At 61.2% G+C, this 23,387-nt stretch carries 25 protein-coding genes and 2 pseudogenes; 8 read left to right on the top strand and 19 right to left on the bottom strand.

Features of this window, described 5'->3' with window-relative positions:
- Positions 1-22 precede the first annotated feature (22 nt).
- The 3 genes from AC0L18_RS21535 to AC0L18_RS21525 all read right to left on the bottom strand — a co-directional run bounded on the left by AC0L18_RS21535 (position 23) and on the right by AC0L18_RS21525 (position 2,928).
- Positions 23-370 carry a DUF1491 family protein gene (locus tag AC0L18_RS21535; protein WP_128168044.1) on the bottom strand — a complete coding sequence of 116 codons (348 nt, stop codon included), beginning with the start codon at positions 368-370 and terminating at the stop codon, positions 23-25.
- Positions 371-449: 79 nt separating this feature from the next.
- On the bottom strand, positions 450-1,214 hold the full coding sequence (locus AC0L18_RS21530) for a peptidoglycan-binding domain-containing protein (protein WP_473494123.1): 765 nt from the start codon (positions 1,212-1,214) through the stop codon (positions 450-452).
- Entirely contained in the window at positions 1,189-2,928 is a 1,740-nt protein-coding gene (locus AC0L18_RS21525; RefSeq protein ID WP_473494122.1) for a PAS domain-containing sensor histidine kinase, read from the bottom strand. Before AC0L18_RS21525 ends, AC0L18_RS21530 begins: the two co-directional genes overlap by 26 nt.
- 533 nt (positions 2,929-3,461) lie before the next feature.
- Here AC0L18_RS21525 and AC0L18_RS21520 point away from each other — a divergent pair.
- Positions 3,462-3,812, top strand: a complete 351-nt coding sequence (locus tag AC0L18_RS21520) for a DUF5330 domain-containing protein (protein ID WP_023800834.1) — start codon at positions 3,462-3,464, stop codon at positions 3,810-3,812.
- A 100-nt stretch (positions 3,813-3,912) separates the two neighbouring features.
- Positions 3,913-4,341, top strand: a complete 429-nt coding sequence (locus AC0L18_RS21515; protein ID WP_473494164.1) for a SufE family protein — start codon at positions 3,913-3,915, stop codon at positions 4,339-4,341.
- A 145-nt stretch (positions 4,342-4,486) separates the two neighbouring features.
- Here AC0L18_RS21515 and AC0L18_RS21510 read toward each other — a convergent pair whose 3' ends face one another.
- Together AC0L18_RS21510 and AC0L18_RS21505 are read right to left on the bottom strand one after the other, a co-directional pair.
- Positions 4,487-4,912 carry a Ros/MucR family transcriptional regulator gene (locus AC0L18_RS21510; protein ID WP_023800837.1) on the bottom strand — a complete coding sequence of 142 codons (426 nt, stop codon included), beginning with the start codon at positions 4,910-4,912 and terminating at the stop codon, positions 4,487-4,489.
- 425 nt (positions 4,913-5,337) lie between these two features.
- A complete protein-coding gene (locus AC0L18_RS21505; RefSeq protein ID WP_473494121.1) occupies positions 5,338-5,706 on the bottom strand; it encodes an SH3 domain-containing protein in 369 nt (122 codons plus the stop codon).
- 118 nt (positions 5,707-5,824) lie between these two features.
- Between AC0L18_RS21505 and AC0L18_RS21500 the strand changes: the two genes are divergently transcribed.
- The 3 genes from AC0L18_RS21500 (at position 5,825) to AC0L18_RS21490 (ending at position 9,550) form a co-directional block, all read left to right on the top strand.
- Positions 5,825-7,975: a S9 family peptidase gene (locus tag AC0L18_RS21500; RefSeq protein WP_473494120.1), complete on the top strand. Its 2,151-nt coding sequence runs from the start codon at positions 5,825-5,827 to the stop codon at positions 7,973-7,975.
- 135 nt (positions 7,976-8,110) lie between these two features.
- A complete protein-coding gene (locus AC0L18_RS21495) occupies positions 8,111-8,500 on the top strand; it encodes an SET domain-containing protein (RefSeq protein ID WP_473494119.1) in 390 nt (129 codons plus the stop codon).
- A 201-nt stretch (positions 8,501-8,701) separates the two neighbouring features.
- Positions 8,702-9,550, top strand: a complete 849-nt coding sequence (locus tag AC0L18_RS21490) for an LON peptidase substrate-binding domain-containing protein (protein WP_473494118.1) — start codon at positions 8,702-8,704, stop codon at positions 9,548-9,550.
- A gap of 6 nt (positions 9,551-9,556) precedes the next feature.
- On the opposite strand, the gene AC0L18_RS21485 is transcribed toward AC0L18_RS21490, so the two are convergent.
- The 4 genes from AC0L18_RS21485 to AC0L18_RS21470 form a co-directional block, all read right to left on the bottom strand.
- On the bottom strand, positions 9,557-10,504 hold the full coding sequence (locus AC0L18_RS21485) for a cytochrome c (protein ID WP_473494117.1): 948 nt from the start codon (positions 10,502-10,504) through the stop codon (positions 9,557-9,559).
- A 9-nt stretch (positions 10,505-10,513) separates the two neighbouring features.
- Complete coding sequence (locus AC0L18_RS21480; protein ID WP_473494116.1) at positions 10,514-10,957, bottom strand: c-type cytochrome; 444 nt, start codon at positions 10,955-10,957, stop codon at positions 10,514-10,516.
- A 198-nt stretch (positions 10,958-11,155) separates the two neighbouring features.
- Positions 11,156-11,752: a superoxide dismutase gene (locus AC0L18_RS21475; protein ID WP_473494115.1), complete on the bottom strand. Its 597-nt coding sequence runs from the start codon at positions 11,750-11,752 to the stop codon at positions 11,156-11,158.
- A 106-nt stretch (positions 11,753-11,858) separates the two neighbouring features.
- Positions 11,859-12,737: a branched-chain amino acid aminotransferase gene (locus AC0L18_RS21470; protein ID WP_091590841.1), complete on the bottom strand. Its 879-nt coding sequence runs from the start codon at positions 12,735-12,737 to the stop codon at positions 11,859-11,861.
- 157 nt (positions 12,738-12,894) lie between these two features.
- On the opposite strand from AC0L18_RS21470, the gene AC0L18_RS21465 reads away from it, so the two are divergent.
- The gene (locus tag AC0L18_RS21465) at positions 12,895-13,557 is read left to right on the top strand and encodes a haloacid dehalogenase type II (protein WP_023800845.1); all 663 of its coding nucleotides are present in this window, start codon (positions 12,895-12,897) and stop codon (positions 13,555-13,557) included.
- A gap of 9 nt (positions 13,558-13,566) precedes the next feature.
- Here the strand turns inward: AC0L18_RS21465 and AC0L18_RS21460 are convergent, their stop codons facing one another.
- Positions 13,567-13,827 (bottom strand): hypothetical protein, encoded by a 261-nt coding sequence (locus AC0L18_RS21460; RefSeq protein ID WP_128168034.1) that lies wholly within the window; start codon positions 13,825-13,827, stop codon positions 13,567-13,569.
- Between AC0L18_RS21460 and AC0L18_RS21455 the strand changes: the two genes are divergently transcribed.
- On the top strand, positions 13,820-14,644 hold the full coding sequence (locus tag AC0L18_RS21455; protein WP_473494114.1) for a L,D-transpeptidase: 825 nt from the start codon (positions 13,820-13,822) through the stop codon (positions 14,642-14,644). The genes AC0L18_RS21460 and AC0L18_RS21455 overlap by 8 nt on opposite strands.
- A gap of 245 nt (positions 14,645-14,889) precedes the next feature.
- Here AC0L18_RS21455 and AC0L18_RS21450 read toward each other — a convergent pair whose 3' ends face one another.
- The 3 genes and pseudogenes from AC0L18_RS21450 to AC0L18_RS21440 all read right to left on the bottom strand — a co-directional run bounded on the left by AC0L18_RS21450 (position 14,890) and on the right by AC0L18_RS21440 (position 17,657).
- Positions 14,890-15,447 (bottom strand): flavodoxin, encoded by a 558-nt coding sequence (locus AC0L18_RS21450; protein WP_473494113.1) that lies wholly within the window; start codon positions 15,445-15,447, stop codon positions 14,890-14,892.
- A 56-nt stretch (positions 15,448-15,503) separates the two neighbouring features.
- Complete coding sequence (locus tag AC0L18_RS21445; RefSeq protein WP_473494163.1) at positions 15,504-16,493, bottom strand: aldo/keto reductase; 990 nt, start codon at positions 16,491-16,493, stop codon at positions 15,504-15,506.
- Between the two features lie 13 nt (positions 16,494-16,506).
- Positions 16,507-17,657: pseudogene (locus AC0L18_RS21440) on the bottom strand (aldo/keto reductase).
- Positions 17,658-17,842: 185 nt separating this feature from the next.
- Here AC0L18_RS21440 and AC0L18_RS21435 point away from each other — a divergent pair.
- Positions 17,843-18,733: a LysR family transcriptional regulator gene (locus AC0L18_RS21435; protein ID WP_473494112.1), complete on the top strand. Its 891-nt coding sequence runs from the start codon at positions 17,843-17,845 to the stop codon at positions 18,731-18,733.
- Here AC0L18_RS21435 and AC0L18_RS21430 read toward each other — a convergent pair.
- The 6 genes and pseudogenes from AC0L18_RS21430 to AC0L18_RS21405 form a co-directional block, all read right to left on the bottom strand.
- The gene (locus AC0L18_RS21430) at positions 18,698-19,411 is read right to left on the bottom strand and encodes a DUF4405 domain-containing protein (RefSeq protein ID WP_473494110.1); all 714 of its coding nucleotides are present in this window, start codon (positions 19,409-19,411) and stop codon (positions 18,698-18,700) included. The genes AC0L18_RS21435 and AC0L18_RS21430 overlap by 36 nt on opposite strands.
- A gap of 17 nt (positions 19,412-19,428) precedes the next feature.
- Positions 19,429-19,906 (bottom strand): annotated as a pseudogene (locus tag AC0L18_RS21425) (cytochrome P460 family protein).
- A 65-nt stretch (positions 19,907-19,971) separates the two neighbouring features.
- Complete coding sequence (locus AC0L18_RS21420; protein WP_473494109.1) at positions 19,972-20,442, bottom strand: (R)-mandelonitrile lyase; 471 nt, start codon at positions 20,440-20,442, stop codon at positions 19,972-19,974.
- 20 nt (positions 20,443-20,462) lie between these two features.
- Complete coding sequence (locus tag AC0L18_RS21415; RefSeq protein WP_473494108.1) at positions 20,463-20,891, bottom strand: carboxymuconolactone decarboxylase family protein; 429 nt, start codon at positions 20,889-20,891, stop codon at positions 20,463-20,465.
- Between the two features lie 83 nt (positions 20,892-20,974).
- Positions 20,975-22,084 (bottom strand): alpha/beta hydrolase, encoded by a 1,110-nt coding sequence (locus tag AC0L18_RS21410; RefSeq protein ID WP_473494107.1) that lies wholly within the window; start codon positions 22,082-22,084, stop codon positions 20,975-20,977.
- Between the two features lie 69 nt (positions 22,085-22,153).
- Positions 22,154-23,188 carry an alpha/beta hydrolase gene (locus AC0L18_RS21405; protein WP_473494106.1) on the bottom strand — a complete coding sequence of 345 codons (1,035 nt, stop codon included), beginning with the start codon at positions 23,186-23,188 and terminating at the stop codon, positions 22,154-22,156.
- Positions 23,189-23,387 lie beyond the last annotated feature (199 nt).

Raw genomic sequence — 23,387 nt, 5'->3', positions numbered from 1 at the left:
CTAAGCCTTTGTCTGCATATCGCTATTGCGACTTGACGGAAAGAAGCTCCTCGACGGGAACAGAGCCGGCCTCGATCTCGACCACCCAGATGTCGGGGTCGAATTTCTTCTCCCTCTCCAGTCGCCCGTCAAAGACGGCGGCATCGTCGCCGGCGCCGAGCAAACTGAAGTAACGGTCGTCGGGTTTGGCTGAATCGTAGCTCGTCTGCGGCGCCGGGCCAAACAAGGCAATCTCGCCCATGCGGCCTCGCGCCAGCACGAAGACGGCGCCGGCCTCGGTTGCGCCGCGCTTGACCACGGCGGCAAAGCCGCCGGCGCCGAAAACCCGGCGCAGCAGGGCCGACACCCACAGATCGGTGGTTACGCGCATGGCAGCATTCCGGACGACATCGGACGGTACTTAGAGCGCTTTGCGTTTGGGTGAAACCAAAACCGCGCGCCTGCGCCCATCAGTTGGTCAGGCCGATCTCGCGCATTTTGACGTAGACGACCTCGTCGGGCTCGCCGGTCTCGGGCAGACCAAACAGCAACTGAAACTCCCTGATCGCTGCCTTGGTGCGGGCCCCGACCACGCCATCGAGCTGCATGTCGTCATTGCCGAATGCCTTCAACCCGGCCTGGATCTTGATGATGCGAGCGTCGGGTGCCTGCGCCGGCGCATCTGCCGGCGAAGCCGAGACGGGAATCGCGGCCATGTCGTCCGGACGCGGTGCCGGATGCGGCACGACCGTCGAGGCGGTTGGCATGGCGCCCAGTTGATCGAGCAGAATGCTGTCGATCTCGCCGGAAGCGTTGAGCCCGACCTTCTGCTGATAGGCTTGGATGGCCTTGCGCGTGTTGGGGCCGGAAATACCGTCGACGGTGCCGGAATAGAAATCGAGATCCTTCAATATGCCCTGGACCTGCTCGACGATCGGATCGCTCTTGATCGGGGCCGGCTCCGGCCGCACGATGTTGATGGTGGTTTCAGGCTCGTCGGCGCCGGCTCGAGGAAAGCCCTCCATGCTCCTGGTCGCAAAAAACGCGCCGGCATGAGGAAAAGGCTGATACCACAAGGCGTTCGCCGAGACGTAGAACAGCGTCACCAGGAAGGCGGTCGAACCGCCAACCAGAACCGGATTGCGTGAAATTCGGCTGCCGAGGGCGACCGCGCTGCGTTGGAAGGCATTGCCGCGGCGCTTGACCGCCCTAGGCTGTTTTGCGGAGCGAGCCATGCCTGTCCCCTTTCGTCTCCGCCTTGGCTGCAGGCATCGGCAGTACGCCGGGCTTGTCGTTCGAACGTCCTTTCGGTCCGTTCACCGGCAAGCTGATCGTGACCGTGGTGCCCTCCCCCGGCATGCTTTCGATCGACATCGTGCCCTCGTGCAGCGCCACCAGACCCTTCACCAGCGACAGGCCGAGCCCGGTGCCCTCGAAGCGGCGCGTATAGTCGTTCTGGATCTGCATGAACGGCTTGCCGAGATTGGCAAAGTCTTCCTCGGCGATGCCGATGCCGGTGTCCCTGACCCAGAAATGCAGTCGCGAGCCGATCCGCTTGGCGCCGACGATAACATCGCCGCCATCGGGCGTGAACTTGATGGCGTTGGAGACGAGGTTGATGAGTATCTGTTGCACGGCACGACGGTCGGCGTTTATCTCGCCTGCATCCGGTGCGATCTGGGCTTGTAGATCGATGTTCTTTGCCTCGGCCTGCAAGCGCATCATCGACTGGCACATTTCGACAGCTTCGACGAAACGGAATGGTTCCGGCTCGGTTGCATATGCGCCGGCTTCGATCCTCGATACGTCGAGTATCGAGGTGACGACGGCAAGCAGATGCTGGCCGGACTCCTTGACCAGACCGACATATTCCTTCTGGCGCGGATCCTTGAAGGTGCCAAACATCTCATGCAGCAGCATGTCGGAAAAACCGATGATGGCGTTCAACGGCGTGCGCAGCTCGTGGCTGACGACCGCCAGAAACCGTCCCTTTGCCACTTCGGCAGACGCGGCCGCCTCTTTCGCAGCGGCAAGCTCTTCGCGCAAGCCGGCGAGTTCGTCGTTTTCGCGCAGGACGAACGTGAGGACGTCCTGCTGCTCTTCCCCGCGCGCCAATTCAAGCGAAAACGGCCGGTAATTGTCCGCCGTCGGGCCATTGCCGTTTTGCGGCAGCCGGACGCGAAGATCCAGCCGGCGCGCCGGCGCGCCATCGCGCATGTCGGCCAGCGCGCTGAGGTATGCGACGCGATCGGAAAGATGGATGCGGTCGAACAGGCCGGTACCGAACAGCAGTTCCGGCTGCAGCTTCAGGATCGTGCGCGCCTTTGCCGACGCATCCAGAACCTCGCCATGCCGGCCGGCCCGCAGGACAACGGCGTCGATGATGTTCTCGAGCCGATCGTCGGTCGCCGGATCAAGCTGCGCGCCGGCCGCGCTGCCAAGCGCTGCGACGCGGGGAACGAGGGTGAGCGCCCAGGCCAGCGGCAGCAGCCAATGCCAGGCGGCGATTTCGGCCGGACCGAACGGGAAGACAGAACCGGCAAAAGCCTGCAGCAGGATAGCGACACATGCGGATAGGGCACCCCAGAGTGCAGCGCGACGAGACGCGCCGATCCACCAGGCTTCGAACGGCAGCGCCACGACAAGCATGGCGACCGGCGAGGCCATCCCGCCCGCCGCGGCGATGATACCGGCAAGAGCAAGACTGCCCATCACCAGCGCGACCTGGCCGGCGAACGCCATCTTGCCCGATGCCGCCACCAGCAAGGCAGCAAACCAGCAGAGGCCGAACGTCGCAAAGATCGCAGCCATGGTCACGGCCACGCCCATGCCCGAGGTGACCAGCGTGACTGCTGCGCCTGCGGCGAAGAACGGAGCGGCCAGCATGACACCGATAAACCGCCTCTGGCACCGGCGGTCGTTCTGTCCGAGGATCGACGGATGAACCATACGTTCGCAACCGGCTGCCATCGCGCCGGGCAACTCAACGTATCTGGCCCTTATCGAACTCAACTCAACGCACTCGCACCTGGTCGTGAACAGCCCTGCTTCGCAGATGCTTTTGTCGATCTGAAACTCGCATCCAGCGTTTAAGGAATGGATAAGGCAGGACCGATCAATGCGCGGCCTGAGGCAGATATTGGGAGGCCGGCACGGGGCGAACCTTGGCAATTGCGGCCATAGTAAATGGAGCGTTATCCGGGCGAACAGCACTTCCGCCTTTGACAGTCGCCCCCGGTAAGCCGTGCTTCTGGGAAATACACAAGGAAAACAGTTGGATAGATGGTTAAGCTTAAGTGAAGAAAATCGGCTGGATTTGAGACAAATCCATTGCAAAATGCTTCGTTTCGAATTTGCCTAAAATTTGAGGAAAATTTTCGCTGACCGGGCAAGCCGTCCTTTGCGCGTCCATGCCACTATCGTATCCATAAAGAGGTCATGCCGCATGAACGCATGATCCGGTCACGAATGAGGGCATACAGATGGGCTTTCTGATCAGAATGGCTTTCTGGTTTTCGCTGGTGCTTCTGGCGCTGCCGCTGAATGTCGGCTCCGACGAGACAGGCCACCAAAGCGTCGGGCCGATCCAGGCGTTGTTTGCGGCACGCGAGGCCGTCGGCGACATTGCCGGCATATGCGAGCGCAAGCCTGACGTCTGCGAGACCGGCAAGTCCGCAATGCACACGATCACCGCCCGGGCAAGGGAGACAGCCAAGATCGCGGCCGCCATGTTGGACGACAAGACCGCCGAACCCGACACGGCGACAACGACCGGCAGCGTGCCCGAAGACATCGTCTTGCCGGCGAAAGTCGATTTGCCGGCGAAAAACTGAGATATTTTTCAGCGCATCTGTCACCGTCCGCGCTCTGACGCCTATAGTGTTTTCCTCTTTTTCCGTGACGCGGCGTCGCCGGATGACTATATCCGGAGTGATGACCACGACGATCCAGACGATCCGCGACGACTTCTCCCTGCTTGATGAGTGGGAAAACCGCTACCGCTATGTGATCGAACTGGGTGAGGCCCTGCCGCCGTTTCCCGACGAGGAACGCAACCCTGCCAACAAGGTGCCCGGCTGCGTCAGCCAGGTCTGGCTGACTACCGAGTATGGTCCGGGGCCCGACCCAGTCGTCACCTTCGCCGGCGATTCGGACGCCCATATCGTGCGCGGCCTCGTCGCTATCATGCTGGCGCTGTTTTCCAGACGACCCGCCAGCGAGATCCAGAAAACCGACGCGGAAGCCACGCTGAAGGCACTTGGCCTCGACGAGCACCTGTCGCCGCAACGCGCCAATGGTCTTCGTTCAATGGTCAAGCGCATCAAGCGCGACGCAGAGGCGGCCTTGAAGCAGACCGCCTGATCAGACGAACAGCGCGCGATGGCCCGACATGATCGGAGCCGCACAAGTCGCGACGCATATCGATTGCTCGCGCATCGCCCCAAGGCCAAAACGGCGCCCGGAGGCGCCGTTGATCATCTAACCCAGGTTGGGAAGAGAGCCGGTATCAGCGTCCCTTGCGCTTGCGGCCGAGACCCATCTTCTTGGCGAGCTGTGAGCGGGCGGCAGCATAGTTGGGAGCAACCATCGGGTAGCTTGCGTCCAAGCCCCATTTTTCACGATATTCGTCGGGCGTCAGACCGTAGTGGGTCATCAAGTGACGCTTCAGCGACTTGAACTTCTTGCCGTCTTCAAGACAGACGATGTAGTCGTCATGGACGGAGCGTTTCGGGTTTACTGCCGGCTTCTGCTTGTCGGCAGGAGGCTGTTCACTGGCCCCGCCCACGCGCCCAAGGGCGGCATGGACATCGGCGATGAGGCTAGGCAGCTCGCCGACCGGCACCGGATTGTTGCTGACATAGGCGGCGACGACATCGGCCGTCAATTCGATCAGCGCATCACTATTTCTGGAAGGTGTTTCGATAATATCCATGGCTTCCTGGCCCCAACGTGAGTTGTTTCTACCTGCGCCCTATTTTTGATAGGTCGGGCATCGCGCGAAATTTTTGCAGGAAAGAGCCTCTGCGATTCGCGTCGCAGCATCCTAATGAGCCACTAAACCAAGTAAGTCAATTCGCTTCTTGCGCTGTATTCATCGATGGCAATAAAATATTCGACGATCAGCTTCAACCTTTCGTGCACTCTGTAACTTTGCGATATTTTCTGGGCAGACCAGCGGCGGCGGACGCCCAGTCAAGCTGCCGTTACATCCATGAGAGCCAGTAAAAAAATCTCAATGCTTGGCTATGCTTGGTTGTGGTGCAGGCTATCTGGTTGTTTTTAGAATCCGCAAAACCATAGGTTGCGATTTGCTGTTGCAAGCAAGCCAGAAATCAGCCTGCGGACCGGCACCGTCCATCAATGTGGGGTGATGTATTTTCCGTAGACCCAGCCGGTGACGAAATTGCCGTTGTGTGCCGGATCGTGCCAGACTTCGCACCAGCGATAGCGGATCTTCTGTTCCTGCTTCCAAACCGGCTGCTTGGCGATGTCGAGCAAGTTTATGCCGCCGGTGCATCTCCCGGTCATCTGCAAAACGGCGCCGTTGGGATAGGCCGCCTGCTTCTGGGACGATCCCGCCGGATACTTGCGCACGTTGAGCGTGTCGCCAAACGGAAGGTTGGTCACTTGCCAAGCTGCGAACACGGTTGCATGAGATTGGCCGATAAAGGCCAAGACTGTCGAAGCGACGGCGAAAGCCGCAGCAGCGTGAAAACGGAACTTCATTTTTCCCTCTCCTCCGGGTCATGTTCTGGAGCCCGGCGCAAACATATACTTCGGCTCTTGAACCTGCGCTGATCGGCGTGTTCATTCTCCATACAAGTAACTTCCACAGCGAGACGCAATGACCCGAACCCCAGCATTTCCAACTGCCAGCCCGCCGCAACCAGAGAAGCGGCCGGTCTTCGATGTGCACCATGGAGTGACGCGGACGGACGACTATGCCTGGCTGAGAGCCGACAACTGGCAAGAGATGTTCAGGGATCCGTCGCTGCTCGACGCGCAGATACGCGCCCATCTCGAAGCCGAGAACGCCTATCAGGCAGCGCTCATGGCCGAGACCGCCCAGGTGCGGAAGCAGCTTTTCAAGGAGATGAAGGGCCGCATCAAGGAGGACGATTCGTCCGTGCCGATGAAGGATGGGCCGTACGCCTATGGGTCATCTTTCAAGCTTGGCGGCGAGCAGCCGCGTTATTTCCGCACGCCGCGCGAGGGCGGCGACCAAGAGATCCTGCTCGACGGCGATCTCGAGGCCGAAGGCAAGGCCTATTTCCGCCTCGGCGGTGTCGACCATTCGACCGACCACCGCAAGCTTCTGTGGGCCTTCGACGACAAGGGTTCCGAATTCTACACGCTTCGCGTCCGCGATCTCGCCGACGGCAACGATCTGGCCGACAGGATTCCGGATACCGGTGGCGGCGGCGTGTGGGACGCCGGAAATGATGGATTTTTCTACACCCGCCTCGATGCCAACCACCGTCCTTCCAAGGTGCTGTTCCATGCCCTTGGCGACAGTCCTGAGAACGACCGGCTGATCTACGAAGAAACCGATCCGGGCTTCTTCATGAATGTCGGCGGCACACGCTCCAACGAGTGGATCATGGTTGGCATCAACGACCACGAGACCTCGGAATATCGCATCATGAGCGCCAGCGAGCCGTTCGCCGAACCGAAGCTGGTTGCTGCGCGCGAGACCGGCCTGCAATACGACCTCGAAGAAGGCGGCGATGTCTTCTTCATTCTTACCAATGCCGACGGCGCCAAGGATTTCAAGATCATGACTGCGCCGGCGAGCGACCCGGTGCGCGCCAACTGGCAGGAGCTGGTGCCGCACGAAGCGGGCCGGCTGATCCTTTCGGTAATCGGTTTCAAGGACCACATGGTCAGGCTTGAACGCAAGGAAGGCCTGCCGCGCATCGTCGTGCATGACCGCAACAGCGGCGAGGAACACCTCATCTCCTTCGACGAGGAAGCCTTCTCACTCGGCCTGTCGGGATCCTATGAATACGATACCGAGATCATGCGCTTTTCCTACTCGTCCATGACAACGCCGGCGCAGGTCTTCGACTACAACATGCGGACCCGCGAGCGCGTGCTGCTGAAGACCCAGGAAGTTCCGTCCGGCCACGACCCGGACCACTACGTGACGCGGCGGCTGATGGCGCCCGCAGCCGACGGCGAACTGGTGCCGGTCTCGCTCATCCACCATCGCGACACGCCGCTCGACGGATCAGCGCCTTGCCTGCTTTACGGCTACGGCTCCTACGGCATCACAGTCCCGGCCGCCTTTAACACCAATTTGTTATCGCTGGTCGACCGCGGCTTCGTCTACGCGATTGCCCATGTCCGCGGCGGCAAGGACAAGGGCTATGGCTGGTACGACGACGGCAAGCGGGCGCACAAGATGAACACGTTCACCGATTTCATCGCAGTCGCCCACCACCTCGTCGCCGAACGCTATACGCAACATGACCGCATCGTCGCTCAGGGCGGCTCGGCCGGCGGCCTGCTGATGGGCGCCGTCGCGAATATGGCGCCGGAATGCTTCGGCGGTATTGTCGCCGAGGTTCCGTTCGTCGACGTGCTCACGACCATGCTCGACGCGACCTTGCCGCTGACGCCGCCGGAATGGCCCGAATGGGGCAACCCGATCGCCTCGGAGGAGGACTACCGAACGATCGCCGCCTACTCGCCCTATGACAATGTCGCCGCGCTCGACTATCCGCCGATCCTGGCGCTTGCCGGCCTCACCGACCCGCGCGTCACCTATTGGGAGCCGGCCAAGTGGGTGGCGCGGCTGCGCGACCGCAAGATCGGCGACAATCCGGTGCTGTTCAAGATCAATATGGACTCCGGTCATGCCGGCGCATCCGGCCGGTTTTCCAGGCTCGAGGAAATCGCCTTCACCTATGCGTTTGCGTTGAAGGTGGCGGGCAAGGCCGAACTTGCCACCACAGCGCCCCCGACCCTTTTGGACGCACAGACGGCGCTGTAGGAGCTTGATCTTGCGCACCACGGGTCAGGCCATGTGGATTTTCCGCTCGCAATTGCCATAGCTGCGCGCTAGCCAATGCGCGGCTTCTCGCAGCCGCGCCACCCAAGAATCATCCAGTCACGGCAAGGGTCCGCAATGTTGCTCGTCGACGTCTATCTCGACAAATCGCCCATCCAGGGCATCGGTGTCTTTGCCAAGAACCACATTCCCCGCGGCACACTGGTCTGGAAGCTCCATCCCAATTACGACCGGCGCATCCCAGTCGAGGTCTATGAAAGCGAAACCGGGCCGGTCAGAGCCTATCTCGATCGCTATTCCTATCCCGACCGGCGCGATCCAAACTTTGTCGTCTTCGAAGCCGACGACGCCCGCTTTATGAACCATGCCGATGACCCGAATTGCGACGTCGCCTCGCCCGACGAGACTTATGCACTGCGCGACATCGCGCCCGGCGAGGAAATGACCTGCAACTACAATCATTTCTTTGAAACCGGCTTCGATTTCCTCGGCGACCGCCACCTGTAAATCGGGAGCGTGGAATGCAGCGCGGGCAGGATTGACACCGGACCTTCAGCGCACCTTCCAAACAGGTGGATACAACCTGCTGCTTGCGCCCTCCGGGGTAAGGTGAATGTATCGAGCCACTTCAGGCTCTCTTTGCCCGAACGAACGGGTCAGTAACGCAAGCTCTGACGTCTTCCGTTCTTCGAAGCAAAGGATGATTCCATGCGCGATTTCCGCGATGCAAAAGCCATGGCGCAAACGCTGTCCGAAGCGCTGAGCGCCAAATCCGTTTCGCTGTCCCACAGCGAAAGCCTCGAGCTCATTGCTAGGGTCCTCGGCTTGCGCGACTGGAACGTATTGGCTGCAAGGATTCAGGCGAGCCAACTAGTCGGTGCTGGGCCCCGAAACCCGGCGCTCGAGGCCAGCCCGCCCCCGTCCTCCGGCGCGGATCTGCCGATTTTTCCAATGCGGGATTTCGTGCTCTTTCCGCAAATGACTGTTCCGGTCTTCGTGGGCCGCGACAAAACGCGGCGCGCGGTGGAGCACGCGATGGCAGGCGACCGCCGCGTTCTTGTGGTCGCACAGAGGCAGGCGACCGACGACGATCCCGGCAACCTTGCTTCTCTCTATCCGGTGGGTGTCACGGCTAGCGTGATAAACTGCCAGACGCAGGTGGATGGGGTACTCAAGGTCTCGGTCTCCGGCCTCCAGCGAGCCGCGATCCTTCACCTGGTCAACGCCGACTTTCTGGCGGCGGAGGTCGCGCCAGTCGAAGAGCAGCGTCGCCAATCGGCGGAGGCGGTAGCACGTTCGAGCGCGGTTCTCGATGCATATCAGAGCTATGCCAACATCGATTTTTCCTCGCTTCCACGAAAGGCCAAGGCGCGACTCGGCCTGCCCTCCATCGGCGATCCCGGTGTCCTAGCCGATACGCTCGCGCCGCTGCTGTCGATCAGTATCGAACAGAAGCAGCAGCTTCTGGAAACCAGCGATGTCGTCGCCCGGCTTGAAAAGATCCTCGACCTGATGAAGGCTGGCCGGCCTGAGAATGGGCCAGAGCCAGCCGGCTGACAGGTGCTAATTCGCCGGCTTGCGTGGGGGATAGCCGTTGGGGTGCGGCGGGATGGCCTTCAGATAGGCCGCGATCGCCGCACGGTCGTTCGGTGCCAACTCGGCCATGTTTCTCTGCACGTCGACCATGGCGCCACTGACGGAATCGAAATCAGGCGTGAAGCCGGTCTCCAGAAAGTAGGCTATGTCGGCCTCCGACCAGTCACCGAGCCCGCCTTCGCCCGAAGTGATGTTCGGCACGATGCCGCTGCCTTCGGCAGCGGTGGCTCCGGCCAGCCACTCGCTCTTCCTGGTGCCGCCAGCAAAATCGCGCGGCGTGTGGCATTCGCCGCAATGGCCGGGCCCTTCGACCAGGTAACGGCCGGCCATCACCGGATTCGGCGTCCCATTGGGGAAGGAGACCACCGGCTGGTCACTCAAATAGAGACGTTTCCACAGCCCGATGCCGCGACGGATGTTGAACGGGAACCCCAGCGAATTGGGCGGCGCCTTGCCCGCCACCGCCGGAAGCGTTTTCAGGAAGGCATGGAGATCGGCGATGTCGGCCGGCTTCATGCGTGCGTAGGATGCATAGGGAAACGCCGGATAGAAGTGCTCGCCGCTCGGCGACACGCCCTTCAGCATGGCGTTGGCGAGATCTTCGACTGACCAGCCGCCGATACCGTCCTCGGCATCCTGTGAGATGTTCGGTGGCACGAAGATGCCGAACGGCGTCTTGAGTTCGAGACCGCCGGCCAGTTGAAGACGGGCATCGCCTTGCGAGCCTGGCTTCGCATGACAGGACGTGCAGCCGCCGGCATAAAAAATGCGCTTGCCCCTGGCGGCATCGCCGGGGCCGAGCTGCGCCAGGGTCTCGCTGTCGAGCCTGACCGGCGCCGACAGGAACCAGCCGGCGACCGCGCCGGCGGCGCCAAGAACGAGGGCGGCGCCGACGAGTTTTTTCAGCAGGCGCATCGCCCGCTATCAGCCCTTCTTAATCCTGTATGTCTGGTGGCAGGTGCCGCAATCGCTGCCTATGGTGTTGAACCCCGCCTTCAAAGCATCGGCGTCGGCAGGAGCGGCGGCCGCCGCAGCCTTGACGTCGGCGAGATATTTCTCTTCCACCGCCTTGAAGCCGGCCATATCGTCCCAGATTTTTGGGGCAGCGGTGGTGTCGCCGGTGTCGCTGCCAGCCGGGAAAAGAGTGTCGACGTTTGCATGGAACTTCTCGGCGTTTGCCTCCAGCGCCTTCAACGCCGCCAGCACGGCCGCTGCGTCATAAGGGGTCTCGCCCTTGACAACTTTCGACAATTGGCCGGCGATCTTTCCACGTTCCTTCATAATGGCCTGCCGCTCCTGGATCGGATCGGCAAACGCCGCCGAACCGGTGAAGGCGAGCATCGAGATGGCGAGGATAAGCTTTCTCATTCAACTGGCTCCATGGTGAAGATGTTTCGGGTGAAGGTCCGACTGATCGATAACGGCAAAACTGGCTTGAAAATTCCGGAAATTCGCCTCACGCTTGTGTGAATTTTTCGCGACGGTCGTTGGAAAAGGGCGGCCGATCATTTGGCACATAAAGAAAAGCCCCGGTTTTGCCGGGGCTCTTCTGCAACTCAGTCAGGCCTACGCCTTTTCGTAGAGCTCGAGGACATGGTCCCAGTTGATGAGACTGTCGACGAAGGCTTCGAGATATTTTGGCCGGGCGTTGCGATAGTCGATGTAATAGGAATGCTCCCAGACATCGACGCCCAGGATCGGGGTCGCGCCATGGACCAGCGGGTTCTCGCCGTTCGGGGTCTTCGAGATCGCCAGCTTGCCGTCCTTGACCGAAATCCAGGCCCAGCCTGAACCGAACTGGGTGGTTCCGGCGGCGATGAAATCGGCCTTGAACTTGTCGTAACCGCCAAGATCGCTGTCAAACGCCTTTTGCAGCGCGCCCGGCAATTTGTTGCCGCCGCCGCCCTTCTTCATCCACTGCCAGAAGTGGATGTGATTGTAGTGCTGACCGGCATTGTTGAAGAGCCCGGGGTTCTTGCCGAAGGATTGTTTCACAACCTCTTCGACCGACAAATCGCCGAGCCCGGCTTCGGCAGCCAGCTTGTTGCCGTTGTCGACATAGGCCTTGTGGTGCTTGTCGTGGTGATACTCCAGCGTCTCCTTCGACATGTAAGGCTGCAATGCCTCGTAGTCATAGGGCAAGGCGGGCAATTCAAAAGCCATCGGTCGTACTCCTCGTGGAAAAATCCGGTGTCGATACCGGACTAACATAGGTCTGGATTGGTGTGGAGCAACTCCGGAACGAAGCGCCGGTTCGCTTTTTAGCCAGTCAGCCGGCCGAAGTCGAATGCGCCCACTCCCAATAGAGTTCGCGCGCCTTTTTCGCTACAGGCCCGGGCTGGAGACTGCGATCCTCGATGCGGGTGACCGGCACGACTTTCGAGTGGTTTCCGGTCGAGAATATCTCGTCCGCTTCGAGGAATTCGCGCACCGACAGCGCCTTTTCGATGGTCTTGAAGCCATACTCGTCAAGCAGCGTCATCGTCCGCGAGCGGGTGATGCCGGACAGGAACGTGCCATTCGGCGCCGGCGTCAGGACATGGCCATCCTTGACCAGGAAAATGTTCGAGGTTCCGGTCTCGGCGACATTGCCCAGCATGTCGAGCACCAGCGCGTTGTCGAAGCCGCGCATCTTGGCTTCGAGGATGGCACGACCGTTGTTGGGATAAAGGCAGCCGGCCTTGGCGTTGGTCGGCATGGTCTCGATGGTCGGGCGCCGGAACGGCGAGACGGTGACCGAAAAGCCTGACGGCGGGATCATCGGCGATTCATAGAGGCAAAGGCAGAAACGGGTCGAGGCCGGATCGGCCGGCACGCCCATATAGCCACCATGCTCGGCCCAGTACATCGGCCTTATGTAGACCGCCGTCTTGCCGTCGAACTTCTTCAGCCCGTCCCAGGTCAGCCCGACGATCTTTTCGGCGCTCATGGATGGTTTGAGACCAAGCGCGATCGCCGAGGCGTTCACCCTCGCGGCGTGGCGGTCGAGGTCGGGGGCGACGCCCTCGAACCAGCGGGCGCCATCGAACACGCTGGTGCCGAGCCACATGGCATGGCTGCGCGGCCCCAGAATGGCGACGTTGCCTTCATACCAGTCGCCATCCACGAAGGTCCATGTCGCGGATTGCGCCGCAGCCGCCAGTGTCATCGCTTGATTCCGCGTTTCAGAGCTGTCCTGTCTCGCCATTGGAAGATGCTTTGGCGTCTGCCGTCAACTGATATGGCTGAATTTTGTTAAGGCCAGCGGCATGCGAAATTGCAATCCGTGCTTGCGCCCGGCCTTGCCTCGCCGCAAAACTGTTACCATGCAACATGCGGCTTACGTTTTCGACGCTTACGGAACGCTGTTCGACGTGCACGCAGCGGTCCGCCGTCATGCCGACCAAATCGGACCGGACGGCCAACTCCTGTCGGAGATCTGGCGCGCCAAACAACTGGAATATTCCTGGGTGAGGACGCTGATGGGCGCCTACGCTGATTTCTGGCAACTCACCGAACAGGCGCTGGATTTCGCCTTGCGAAAGGTTCCCTCCGCGGACAAGGGACTGAGGGCCAAGCTGCTCGACGCCTATTGGCGGCTGGACTGCTATCCGGAGGTGCCGGCCGTGCTCAAGGCGCTCAAAGCATCTGGCGCCAAGCTGGCGATCCTATCCAACGGCTCGCCTGAAATGCTGGAAGCGGCGGTCAAATCGGCCGCGCTCGACCAGGTTCTGGACGACATCTATTCCGTCGAGGCCGTCAAGCGCTTTAAGGCCGATCCGTCGGTCTACGACATGGTCACGACAGGCTGGCGTCTCTATCCGGGTGCGGTGTCGTTTCAGTCATCCAACCGCTGGGACGTCGCCGGCGCCACCAAATTCGGGTTCCGGACAGTCTGGATCAACCGCTCCGACCAGCCCGAGGAATACCGGGACTTTCCGCCGGCCCTGATCCTGCCCTCGCTCGAAGGCCTGCTCGCCGCAGGCTGACACATGACCCTAAATCGGAATCGATTCTTGGAAAGGATCATAGGCAAAATAAAACTGCGACAGCGTCCTTTGCTGACGCGCGGCGCTGCGGGCCTGTTGCCTCGGTGCAACAGGGGCTGAACCGTCACAGCTTTGCCTTTGTTTGTTCACCCTCAGGCCAGAATCGGAACCGCCTATCGCGCCAGGCATTGGTAGGGCTGGCGCGCCGTACTGATTGGCGTATTCATGTTCTGTTTCGATATGAGACTTAAAAAAGGCAACGATGTTCACAACCGAAATCGACTCCTATCGCCTGAGCCGTCGCGGCTTTCTCAACGCCGCTGCGCTCGGCGCCGCCTCGATTGCGGTTTCCGCCTGCACCACGACGGCAGGCCGGCCTGTCGAGCCGCCGCCGCCAGCCAATGTCGAGCCGCCGCTCATGGACTATGCAACAATGTACGGTCCGGTCAGCGACAATGGGTTCGAGCTGCCGGGCATACCCTACGAGAAAATCGACGAGCAATTTCTGCGTCAGATCGTTCCCGATCCGACCGGCCAAGCGCCCGGCACCATCGTCGTCGATACGGCCGGCCACCACCTCTATCTCGTGCGTCCGGGCGGACAAGCCATTCGTTATGGGGTCGGGCTGGGTCGCGCCGGTTTCGAATGGTCTGGCGATGCCGTCGTCCAGTGGAAGCAGAAGTGGCCGAAATGGACGCCGCCGGCCGAAATGATCGCCCGCCAGCCCGAGTACGCAAAATACAGCGCCGAGAATGGCGGCATGCCCGGCGGGCTCACCAATCCGCTCGGAGCGCGGGCGCTGTATCTCTTCGAGGGCAACGAGGACACGCTTTACCGCCTGCACGGCTCGCCGGAGTGGTTTTCCATAGGCAAATCGGTGTCATCTGGCTGCGTTCGCTTGATAAATCAGGACATTATCGACCTTTATGACCGTGTGCCCAACAAGACGCCGGTGATCGTTACCGCCGGTGTCGGTCAGGAACTGGTTGCCACGGCAGACCGCAAAGCCATTCCAATCGATGCGGGGGTCCCAGAAGGATCGATCCTGCTCGGCCCGGCAAGGGCGATTTCGGACCCGATCTTCTGAGCTGGTCGAAAGCGCTGGAGGGGCGGACTTTCGCCGCTCTGGCTGGTCTTTGCAGAGCATCGGATTGTCCCAAAATCGGCGCCGACTTTGGGTCCGACTATGTGGCAACGCAACCAGTCAGTTCATGACCCGAAGGCAGCTCCAGGCATTCGATCTGCAACGACCGCTTCGCGGCAATTGAAACAATGCCAACCTAGGGACAGAAGTTTTCCGCACGCAAGGCAGGCCTATGCGGGCGCTCCGAATCATTTTGCGACGTTCAATCCATCCAGCCACTCCATGACCCGCTCGGCGGTCTGCCGCTCCTGAGGGGCTTGCATAGAGAAACCTTCGACAAGGCTGGCTTGTGGCGTGTGGCTGGCGACGACCGTCAGGCTATCGCCCAGACCGTAACCGCCATGCGTGATGAGAGGGATGATGGTCTTGCCCAGGAATTCATGCGTGGCGAGGAACGAGCGGACGACTGGCGGCGCCGTCATTCCCCAAATCGGGAAGCCAAGGAATACCGTCGTGTATTGAGCGACGTCGGTTACCTGCGCTTTAAGAGGCGGCTCGTAGCCACGGGCACTTTCCTGTCGCGCTTGCTCGACCGTCTCAAAATAGTCGGCGGGATAGGGATTTTCGGGCACGATCTCGAACAGGTCAGCTTCCAATGCGCGGCTTACCTGACCCGCGATGACGCGCGTGTTCCCGCTTCGCGAGAAATACGCAACGAGCATCTTTCCTTCCGGGAGTTGCGCCGCCGCGGCCGGAGAGAGCGATGCTGCTCCGCCTGCCGTGAGGGATAGAAGCAGCGAGGACATGAGGATTTCCCTCCGCGTCGGACTGTCGGGGACCATCTCTTTCTCCGAAATGTTGATCAGAGGCCCGTCATTTTGAGCACCGCCTCCGGAAGGCGCTCACCTTGGACTTCGATCTTCGAAAGCGCCGTTGCGATTTCCCCCAGGTCGTCTGTCGAGAGCGTCACGTCGACCGCACCGAGGTTTTCTTCCAGCCGATGGAGCTTCGTGGTTCCGGGGATCGGCACGATCCATGGCTTCTGCGCCAACAGCCAGGCGAGAGCGACTTGTGCAGGCGTTGCGCCTTTGCGCCCTGCGACGGCCTTGACGATGTCGACCAGCGCCATGTTGGCCTTACGGGATTCTGGAGAGAAGCGCGGCACGCTGCTGCGGAAGTCCGTTGGATCGAACCTGGTGTTCTCGTCGATCTTCCCGGTCAGGAATCCCGCACCGAGGGGACTGAACGGCACGAAACCGATCCCGAGTTCTTCAAGTGTCGGCAAAAGCTCGACTTCCGGCCCGCGCCAGAACAGCGAGTATTCGCTTTGAACGGCGGTAACAGGCTGCACCGTATGCGCGCGGCGGATCGTCTGAACTCCCGCTTCGGAGAGGCCGAAGTGCTTGACCTTGCCCCCTGCGATGAGATCCCTGACAGCTCCGGCGACGTCCTCGATCGGCACGTCGGGATCGACCCGATGCTGGTAGAACAGGTCGATCCGGTCGGTCTTCAGGCGTTTCAATGCCGCCTCGGCCACCGCCTTGATGTGCTCGGGACGACTGTTGGTGCCTCCGCTGCGCGCGCCTGTCTCGAGGTCGATGTCGAAGCCGAACTTGGTGGCGATGACGACGTCGTCACGGATCGGCGCGAGAGCCTCGCCGACGAGCTCCTCGTTGGCGAAGGGACCATAGGCCTCGGCCGTGTCGAAGAACGTCACACCACGATCATGCGCATCGTGGATGAGCTTGATCATCTCGCTCTTGTCCGCGTTGGAACCGTAGACGCCAGTCATGCCCATGCAGCCGAGGCCAAGGACCGAAACCTCTAGATTTCCGAGATGCCGGTGTTTCATCATGGTAGCTCCTTCAGTTCTTTTTAGGCGCCTCGACATTCGAGAACGCGAGAACCGCGTCGGGCAGGCGCTGGCCGCGCACCTCGATCGCCTTGACCGCCGAATTGAGCTCGCCGATCTCCTCGGGCGTGAAGCGGATCGAAACGGCGCCGATGTTCTCGAGCATGTGCGGCATCTGCGTAGTGCCGGGAATCGGAACGATCCAGGGTCTTTGCGCCATCAGCCATGCGAGCGCGATCTGCGCCCTGGTGGCCTGCTTCCTGTCGGCCCAGTCACCCAGCAATTTAACGAGCGTCAGGTTCGCGGGCAGGTTCTCAGGCGAGAAGCGCGACTCGATCCCGCGGATGTCGCCCTCCGCGAACCGCGTCCGCTCGTCGATCGCGCCCGTCAGAAACCCGACGCCGAGCGGGCTCCACCGCACGAAGCCGATGCCCAGCTCCTCGCAGACTGAAAGCACCTCGTCTTCTGGCCCGCGCCACAGCATCGAATACTCGCTCAGGACGGCGGAGACGGGAAGCGCGGCGTGGGCGCGTCGCAGTGTGTTGAGTCCCATTTCGGAGAGGCCCCAATGTAGGACCTTGCCCTCGTCCATCAGGTCCTTGACGGCGCCCGCGACGTCCTCGATCGGAACCTCCGGATCGACGCGGTGCTGGTAAAGAAGGTCGATGCGGTCGGTGCGGAGGCGCTTGAGCATGCCTTCGACCGCCAGTTTGATGTGGTCCGGGCGACTGATGAGGCCGGGTCCCCGCTCGCCCGTCTCAAGGTCGATGTTCCAGCCGAATTTCGAGGTGATCACGACCTCGTCGCGGAACGGCTCAATGGCCTCGCCAAGAATCTGTTCGCACTCATGCGGGCCATAAGCTTCGGCGGTGTCGAAAAAGGTAACGCCGCGCTCGTGGGCCGTGCGGATGATGTTGATCATCTCCGGCCGCGACGGAATTGTCGTCTGGTAGGTACGATGCATGTTCTGACGCCCAACCCGACGCTGGAGACCTCCAGCGTTCCAAGCTTCCGGCGATCGCTCGACGGGACTGCTGCAGAGCCGCTCGCATTGCCGGTCTGCGCCGATGCCCGCGAACTGGCGCTGGCGAGGATGGGAGTGGCCGCTAGCGTTGCCGCCGCGCCGAGAAAGATGCGGCGGCCTATTACGCTCTCATTCGTCATGTTGCGGGTCCTTCTTATAGCGTTCCGTCTGGCTGCGATGGGAGTTCGATCCACCCGCTGGCAAACCTGAGAGGCAGTCTGTTCCTCGCCTTCCACGGCCGATGACCGCAAATTTAGTGCCTGCAGCAACTTGCGATAAGGCGCTATAATCCGCATGAGCCTTTTAGATGAGCTAACAAATCCAGATGGAAAACTTCAACGATCTCGCCGCATTCGCAGCCGTCGCCAGGGAGCGGAGTTTCACGCGCGCCGCCGCGAAGCTTCGGGTTTCCCCGTCGGCGCTGAGCCAGACCATCCGCAATCTCGAAGAGCGATTGGGCCTGCGGCTCCTGACCCGGACGACACGCAGCGTTGCGTCGACGGAAGCGGGCGAACGCCTGCTGCGCACGATCGCGCCACGTTTTGAGGAGATCGAAGCCGAACTGGCGGCCTTGAGCGAACTCCGGGACAAGCCGGCTGGCACCGTCCGCATCACGGCTGGCGAGCATCCCGCAATCTCGATCCTGCAGCCCGCGCTCAAACGCTTCCTGCCGGATTATCCGGACATCGAGGTCGAAATCATCATCGACTACGGCCTGACCGATATCGTTTCCGAAGGATTCGATGCCGGGGTGCGGATGGGCGAGCAGGTTGCGAAGGATATGATCGCGGTGCGCATCGGCCCTAACATGCGCATGGCTGTCGTCGCGTCGCCGGCCTATTTCAAGCGGTATCCAATTCCGGGGACCCCGCAGGACCTGACCGCGCACCAGTGCATCAACATTCGGCTTCCGACTTATGGCGGCATATTCGCCTGGGGTCTCGAGAAGGACGGACGCGAGGTGAAGGTGCGTGGAGAAGGCCAGCTCGTGTTCAACAGTCTCGGCATGAGGCTATCTTCGGCCCTGGACGGCCTCGGTGTGGCGTACATGCCCGAAGATCAGGTGCTCCCATACGTTGCTGACGGGAGCTTGGTGCGGGTTCTGGAGGACTGGTGCCCGTCCTTTCCCGGCTATCACCTCTACTACCCGAGCCGACGACAACAATCGCCGGCGCTGGCCTTATTGGCGGATGTTCTCCGGTATCGCGGCGACTGATCCGGTCCTGCGCTTTCTCGTCTGGAGCCATTTCAAGGCGTAGTAGGTCAGGGTCATATAGAGCCCAGCGATCGCGACGCAGTGGATGAAAAAGCCCGCGACGGATTCCTCGAAGTTCCACCAGTCGAGCGTCATCTGCATGGAGAGCTTCGTGCCGACAGTCAGCTCGAACGAACTCCAGACGCCGTGTGTCGCAATGAGGACGGCGATCAGGCGGAGCGCGAGCGTCCGAACGGCATTGGGCTGTGAAATTCCAGTGAGCTTGCGCGCCACGCCCATGAGCATCGGCCAGCGCAGGCCGAGATGAACGGATACGATCACGAGAACCCAGTAGGCCGCGAGCGTATGGATCTGCCGAATGGTGAAGCCGCCATAAGGTGACATGATGCCTGACAGCGGGTTGGAAATAAGCACGCTGGTGGTCAGTAGCACCAGCATTGCCAGCATCAGCAGGAACGTCACCGCGATGTTGAACAGCCCGCGCGCTTCGTGGCGGGCTTTCGGAATCGTGCCGTACCAGCGGCGGTTGAAGACGTTATGGACGATGAGCAACAGGAACATGGCGGTTCCAGCCAGTTCATGGGCGACGTTGCCGAGCCACCAGTAGGAGAGACCGAAGAGCAGCAGCCCGGCCGCACTGAGATCGAAGGCCAGTCGAGACAGGAAAACAGGGCTCAAATGTCGGACCTCCCGGCTCACTCGACCGGAGTGCCGTTGAATCGGGGAATGCGATAGCCCGTGAAAAGGTAATCGCTGCCCTCCTGGCTGCGATGGCACGACTGGCAGCGTGCGGTGTTCTCGTCCATGTTGATCGACCTGTCCGGCCAGAACCATTGGAATTGCCAGTCGGCGGTACGGCGGCTCTCGTCATACTCGGCACCAAAGCCTTCGCCCTTCTGCATGACGAAGTAGCGATAGAGTTCACCGTCGCGATGATCGACCAGGACGAAATGCGTGTCCGCCGGGATAGGCTGCCCGCTCTTGACGGCCTCGATGGCCGCGGGCGTGGTCATGATGTGCTCGACCACATTGCCGCGCCTGACCGTCGTGTAGTGGGACCAGTTCATCGAGTTCGGGAAACTGGACGCGGTTGGTTTCAGCGCGGACCTGCCAGCCGACCAGAGAGGCGGCGCAGGCGGCCAAGGCGCCAGTTGCAACGAGAAGTTTCTTCAAGGGCGAGCTCGCAAGGATTCAAGGAAGGAATGGGGCCGCCACTGCGGTTCACTTGGATTTGGCGATCAGCGGCCGTAATGTTCGTCGGAAACCTGCTCCATCCATTCGACGGTCTTGCCGTCGAGTGCTTCGGAGAAGGCGATGTGGCTCATGCCGACCGTCTGGCTAGCGCCATGCCAGTGCTTCACGCCCGGCGGAATCCAGACGGTGTCGCCCGGGCGGATTTCCTGAACGGGGCCATTTTCGTGCTGCACCCGGCCGACACCCTGCGTGACGATCAGGGTCTGGCCGAGCGGATGCGTGTGCCAGGCGGTCCGTGCTCCCGGCTCGAAGGTGACGGTTGCGCCGCTGATCCGGGCGTCGCCGCTTCCCTTGAACCGGTCGTCGACTCGGACGGAGCCGATGAAATTCTCAGCCGCGCCCGTCGTGGACGGCTGCGATCCGGCGCGCGTCACCGTAACCGCCTGCTCGGACTGGGCCGAGGCGATCGAAGCAGCAAGGACGAACGAGGCGGCGGTCATGGCGGCGAGTTTCATTCGCTTCCTTTGGTTCCGCGTCATTTCTTGAAGACTTCCTTGGCGGCGGCGATCGCGGATACCGCGTTGGGCCAGCCGGAATAGAAGGCGAGATGGGTGATCGTCTCGATCAGTTCTTCCTCGGTGACGCCGTTGCGCTTGGCGATGGCAAGGTGCGAACGAAGCTGGTCGGGGCGGTTCATGGCGACGAGCGCGCTGACGGTCGCCAGGCTGCGATCCCGCTTGGAAAGCCCGGGACGCTCCCAGATGTCGCCATACAGCACCTCGTCGGTCAATTCGGCCATCTTCGGCGCGATATCGCCATAGAGCTGCTGCGCTCGCGACTGCTGCTGGGCAGGAGGGGTATCGGACGCGGCGGGGGTCTCGCTTTGGGCGATAGCCATGGTGGGAATCCCTCCGGACAAAAGCAGGCTGGCTGCGACGAACAGGTTTCGGGTGAGCTTCTTCAAAGAATGACACCTTGAGGTTGGGGAAAGGAGATGACGTCCCGGAACCGAGCCGCACGTCACCTGTGAATTAAGGGGTCGGCGGGTTACGAACGGTCGGAAACAAGCGTCCGGGCGTAAAACGGCGTCAGCTTGCCCATAGCGGCATCGACATATTCGGGGACCCAGTAGGTTTCGATATGGGTCGCGCCCTCGATCTTGAACAGTTCCTTGTCCTTCGTCCCGGTTGCCTTGGGGAAGGCATCCTCCGTCATGTACAGGCTGTCGGCCTTGCTGCCTGCGATCATCAGCAGCGGCTGGTCGATCAGGTCAATCTGGTCGGTGGCATCCCAGCGCATCAGGTCCAGCAAGCTGCTCGTGGTGTACTTGAAGGTCGAGTTGGGATGTGCGTGCGTCTTCCAGTAGTACTCGTAACCCTGCCGATACATCTCGAACGGCAGCGCAGCGATCTGCTCGTCCGTCAGATTGGCGTCGCCCGAGTAGAGGATTTCCCCGCCGGCCATCTCCTGGGCGCGGGCCTCGGAAACCTGCTTCAGGCGCTCCTGAATCGTGTCGAGTTGCGAATCCGCGAAGCCGTTGCGCCGGACCCGTCCGGAGTTGAACATGCTGAGCGTCGCGACCGTCTTGAAGCGCTTGTCGGCCTTCGCCGCGGACAACGAGTATCCGCCGCCGCCACAGATGCCGAGCAGGCCAAGACGATCGGCATCTACGCCTTCGTAGCGGATGATGAAGTCAGCCATGCCGTGGATGTCCTCGATGCGGAATGCGGGTTTATCCACGCTGCGCGGCTCGCCGCCACTTCCGCCCTGGTAGGCGGCATCCGCGGTGATCGTGATGTAGCCCTGTTCGGCCAGGCGCTGGGCATATAAGCCCGCGACTTGCTCCTTTATCCCGCCATTGGGGTGGGCCACGACGATGGCGGGATATTTCTGACTTGGATCATAGTCCGCCGGCGTGTAGACGTTGGCGACGATGTCCAGGCCGTGGAGCTTGTATTTGACCGGGTGGATATTGACCTCGCCCGGCTCGTTCGTCGTGATCGCCCCGCCATAGACCAAGCTGAACGGATTCTGCTTGTAGTCGGCTGCGACAGCGGTGGTATTCATTGCTGGAACTCCTAACATTGCGCCTGAGAGAACGAGCGCCGAGGCGCCGAGGAACTCGCGCCGTCTTTTGTCGATGACTTCGTTGGTCATTCCGACCTCCTTTCTCTGCTTTGCGAATGATGGGCTCGGAGGACCCCGCGAGAGGTCACGCGGGACGCGTTAGTCCAGCTTCTTCTCGGTCAGGAACTTTGCGGTGTGATCCGCGATCTCGACATTGTTCAGATCCGAGAACGGGAAGTGCGTGTTTCCCCTGATGCCGATCTCGGGCAGGTGCACCAGCGTGGCATCGCCGCCATGCTTGTTGACGGCCTCGACCCAGAGCTTGGCCATGGCGAGGCGCACACGCCAATTGTCCTGTCCGCGCTCCGTGGTCGGCTCGACTGGAAAATTGTCGCCGTAGTAGATGGCGATCGGGATGCGGGCGAGCTTCTCGAAATCCGCCAGCGGCACTGCCTCCGGCTTCAGCGTGCCGGCCGCACTCGGCATGTCTTCCGGAAGCTCACCCTCGGGGAAGATGAAGCCGCTGCCTGGCTCATAGGACACGATCCCCTTGACGTTCTCGCTCTTGATCGCCGTCAGCCAGCCTGGCCCGCCAGCCTGCGAGTGGGTGAATAGGATTGCCGGGCCGGTCTTTGCGAACAGCGCCGCCATTGCGTCCGAGATCACACCGGCGTCGTAGGGTCCGGTGTTGGGCGTGACCGAACGGAAGAACTGGTCCAGCGTTTCCGGCTTGCGGTCAAACTGCACGTTGTCGAAGTAGTCCGGCCACTTGCCGATCCGGAACTGGTCGAAGAAGAGCTGATCGTTTGGGTCCGGCTTGATCGTCGCAGCGACGGTGCTGTTGCCCGCGCGGCCGCGACGCGGCTGATCGACCAGATAGACCGGGTAGCCTTTGCGCAGGGAAATCGTCTGGAAGCCTTCGCGCCCGTCCGAGGTGGTCTCCCAGCTTCGCGCCGACTGGAAGGCGCCGTGCAGCATGACGATAGGCAGCGCTTTCGGATTCTGCGGGACTTGATAGGAGGCGTAGAGATGATCTCCGTGTAAAGTTTGCCCTTCGGCGGTGGGCGCATTGTTATTGTAGGCACCGGGATTGCTCAGCACCGTCCCGCCGACGGCGAAGCTGCCCTGATCTTGGATCGCCAGTGGCTCCGAGTTTCCCTTTTGATCGGCCATTGCGCCAGTGGAGGCTAGCATAAGCATAGCCACAGCAGCCATCGACGCTACATACCGATTCCGTGAATTCAAAGCCCTATCCCTTCCCAACCTTTCAGACCGTTGCGAAAACGATAAAGCCAAACGTATTCCTCGATTAGATGCCAATATCCGGATGCGTCTTTAAGTTGGGCTTAATAATTGAGAGATGACGGCTGATTGATTGGGTCGTACTAAGTGA

This window comes from Mesorhizobium sp. WSM4819 (genome assembly GCF_055811215.1).
The sequence above is the reverse complement of the archived record's forward strand: the minus strand, read 5'-3'. Positions and strand labels throughout refer to the sequence as shown.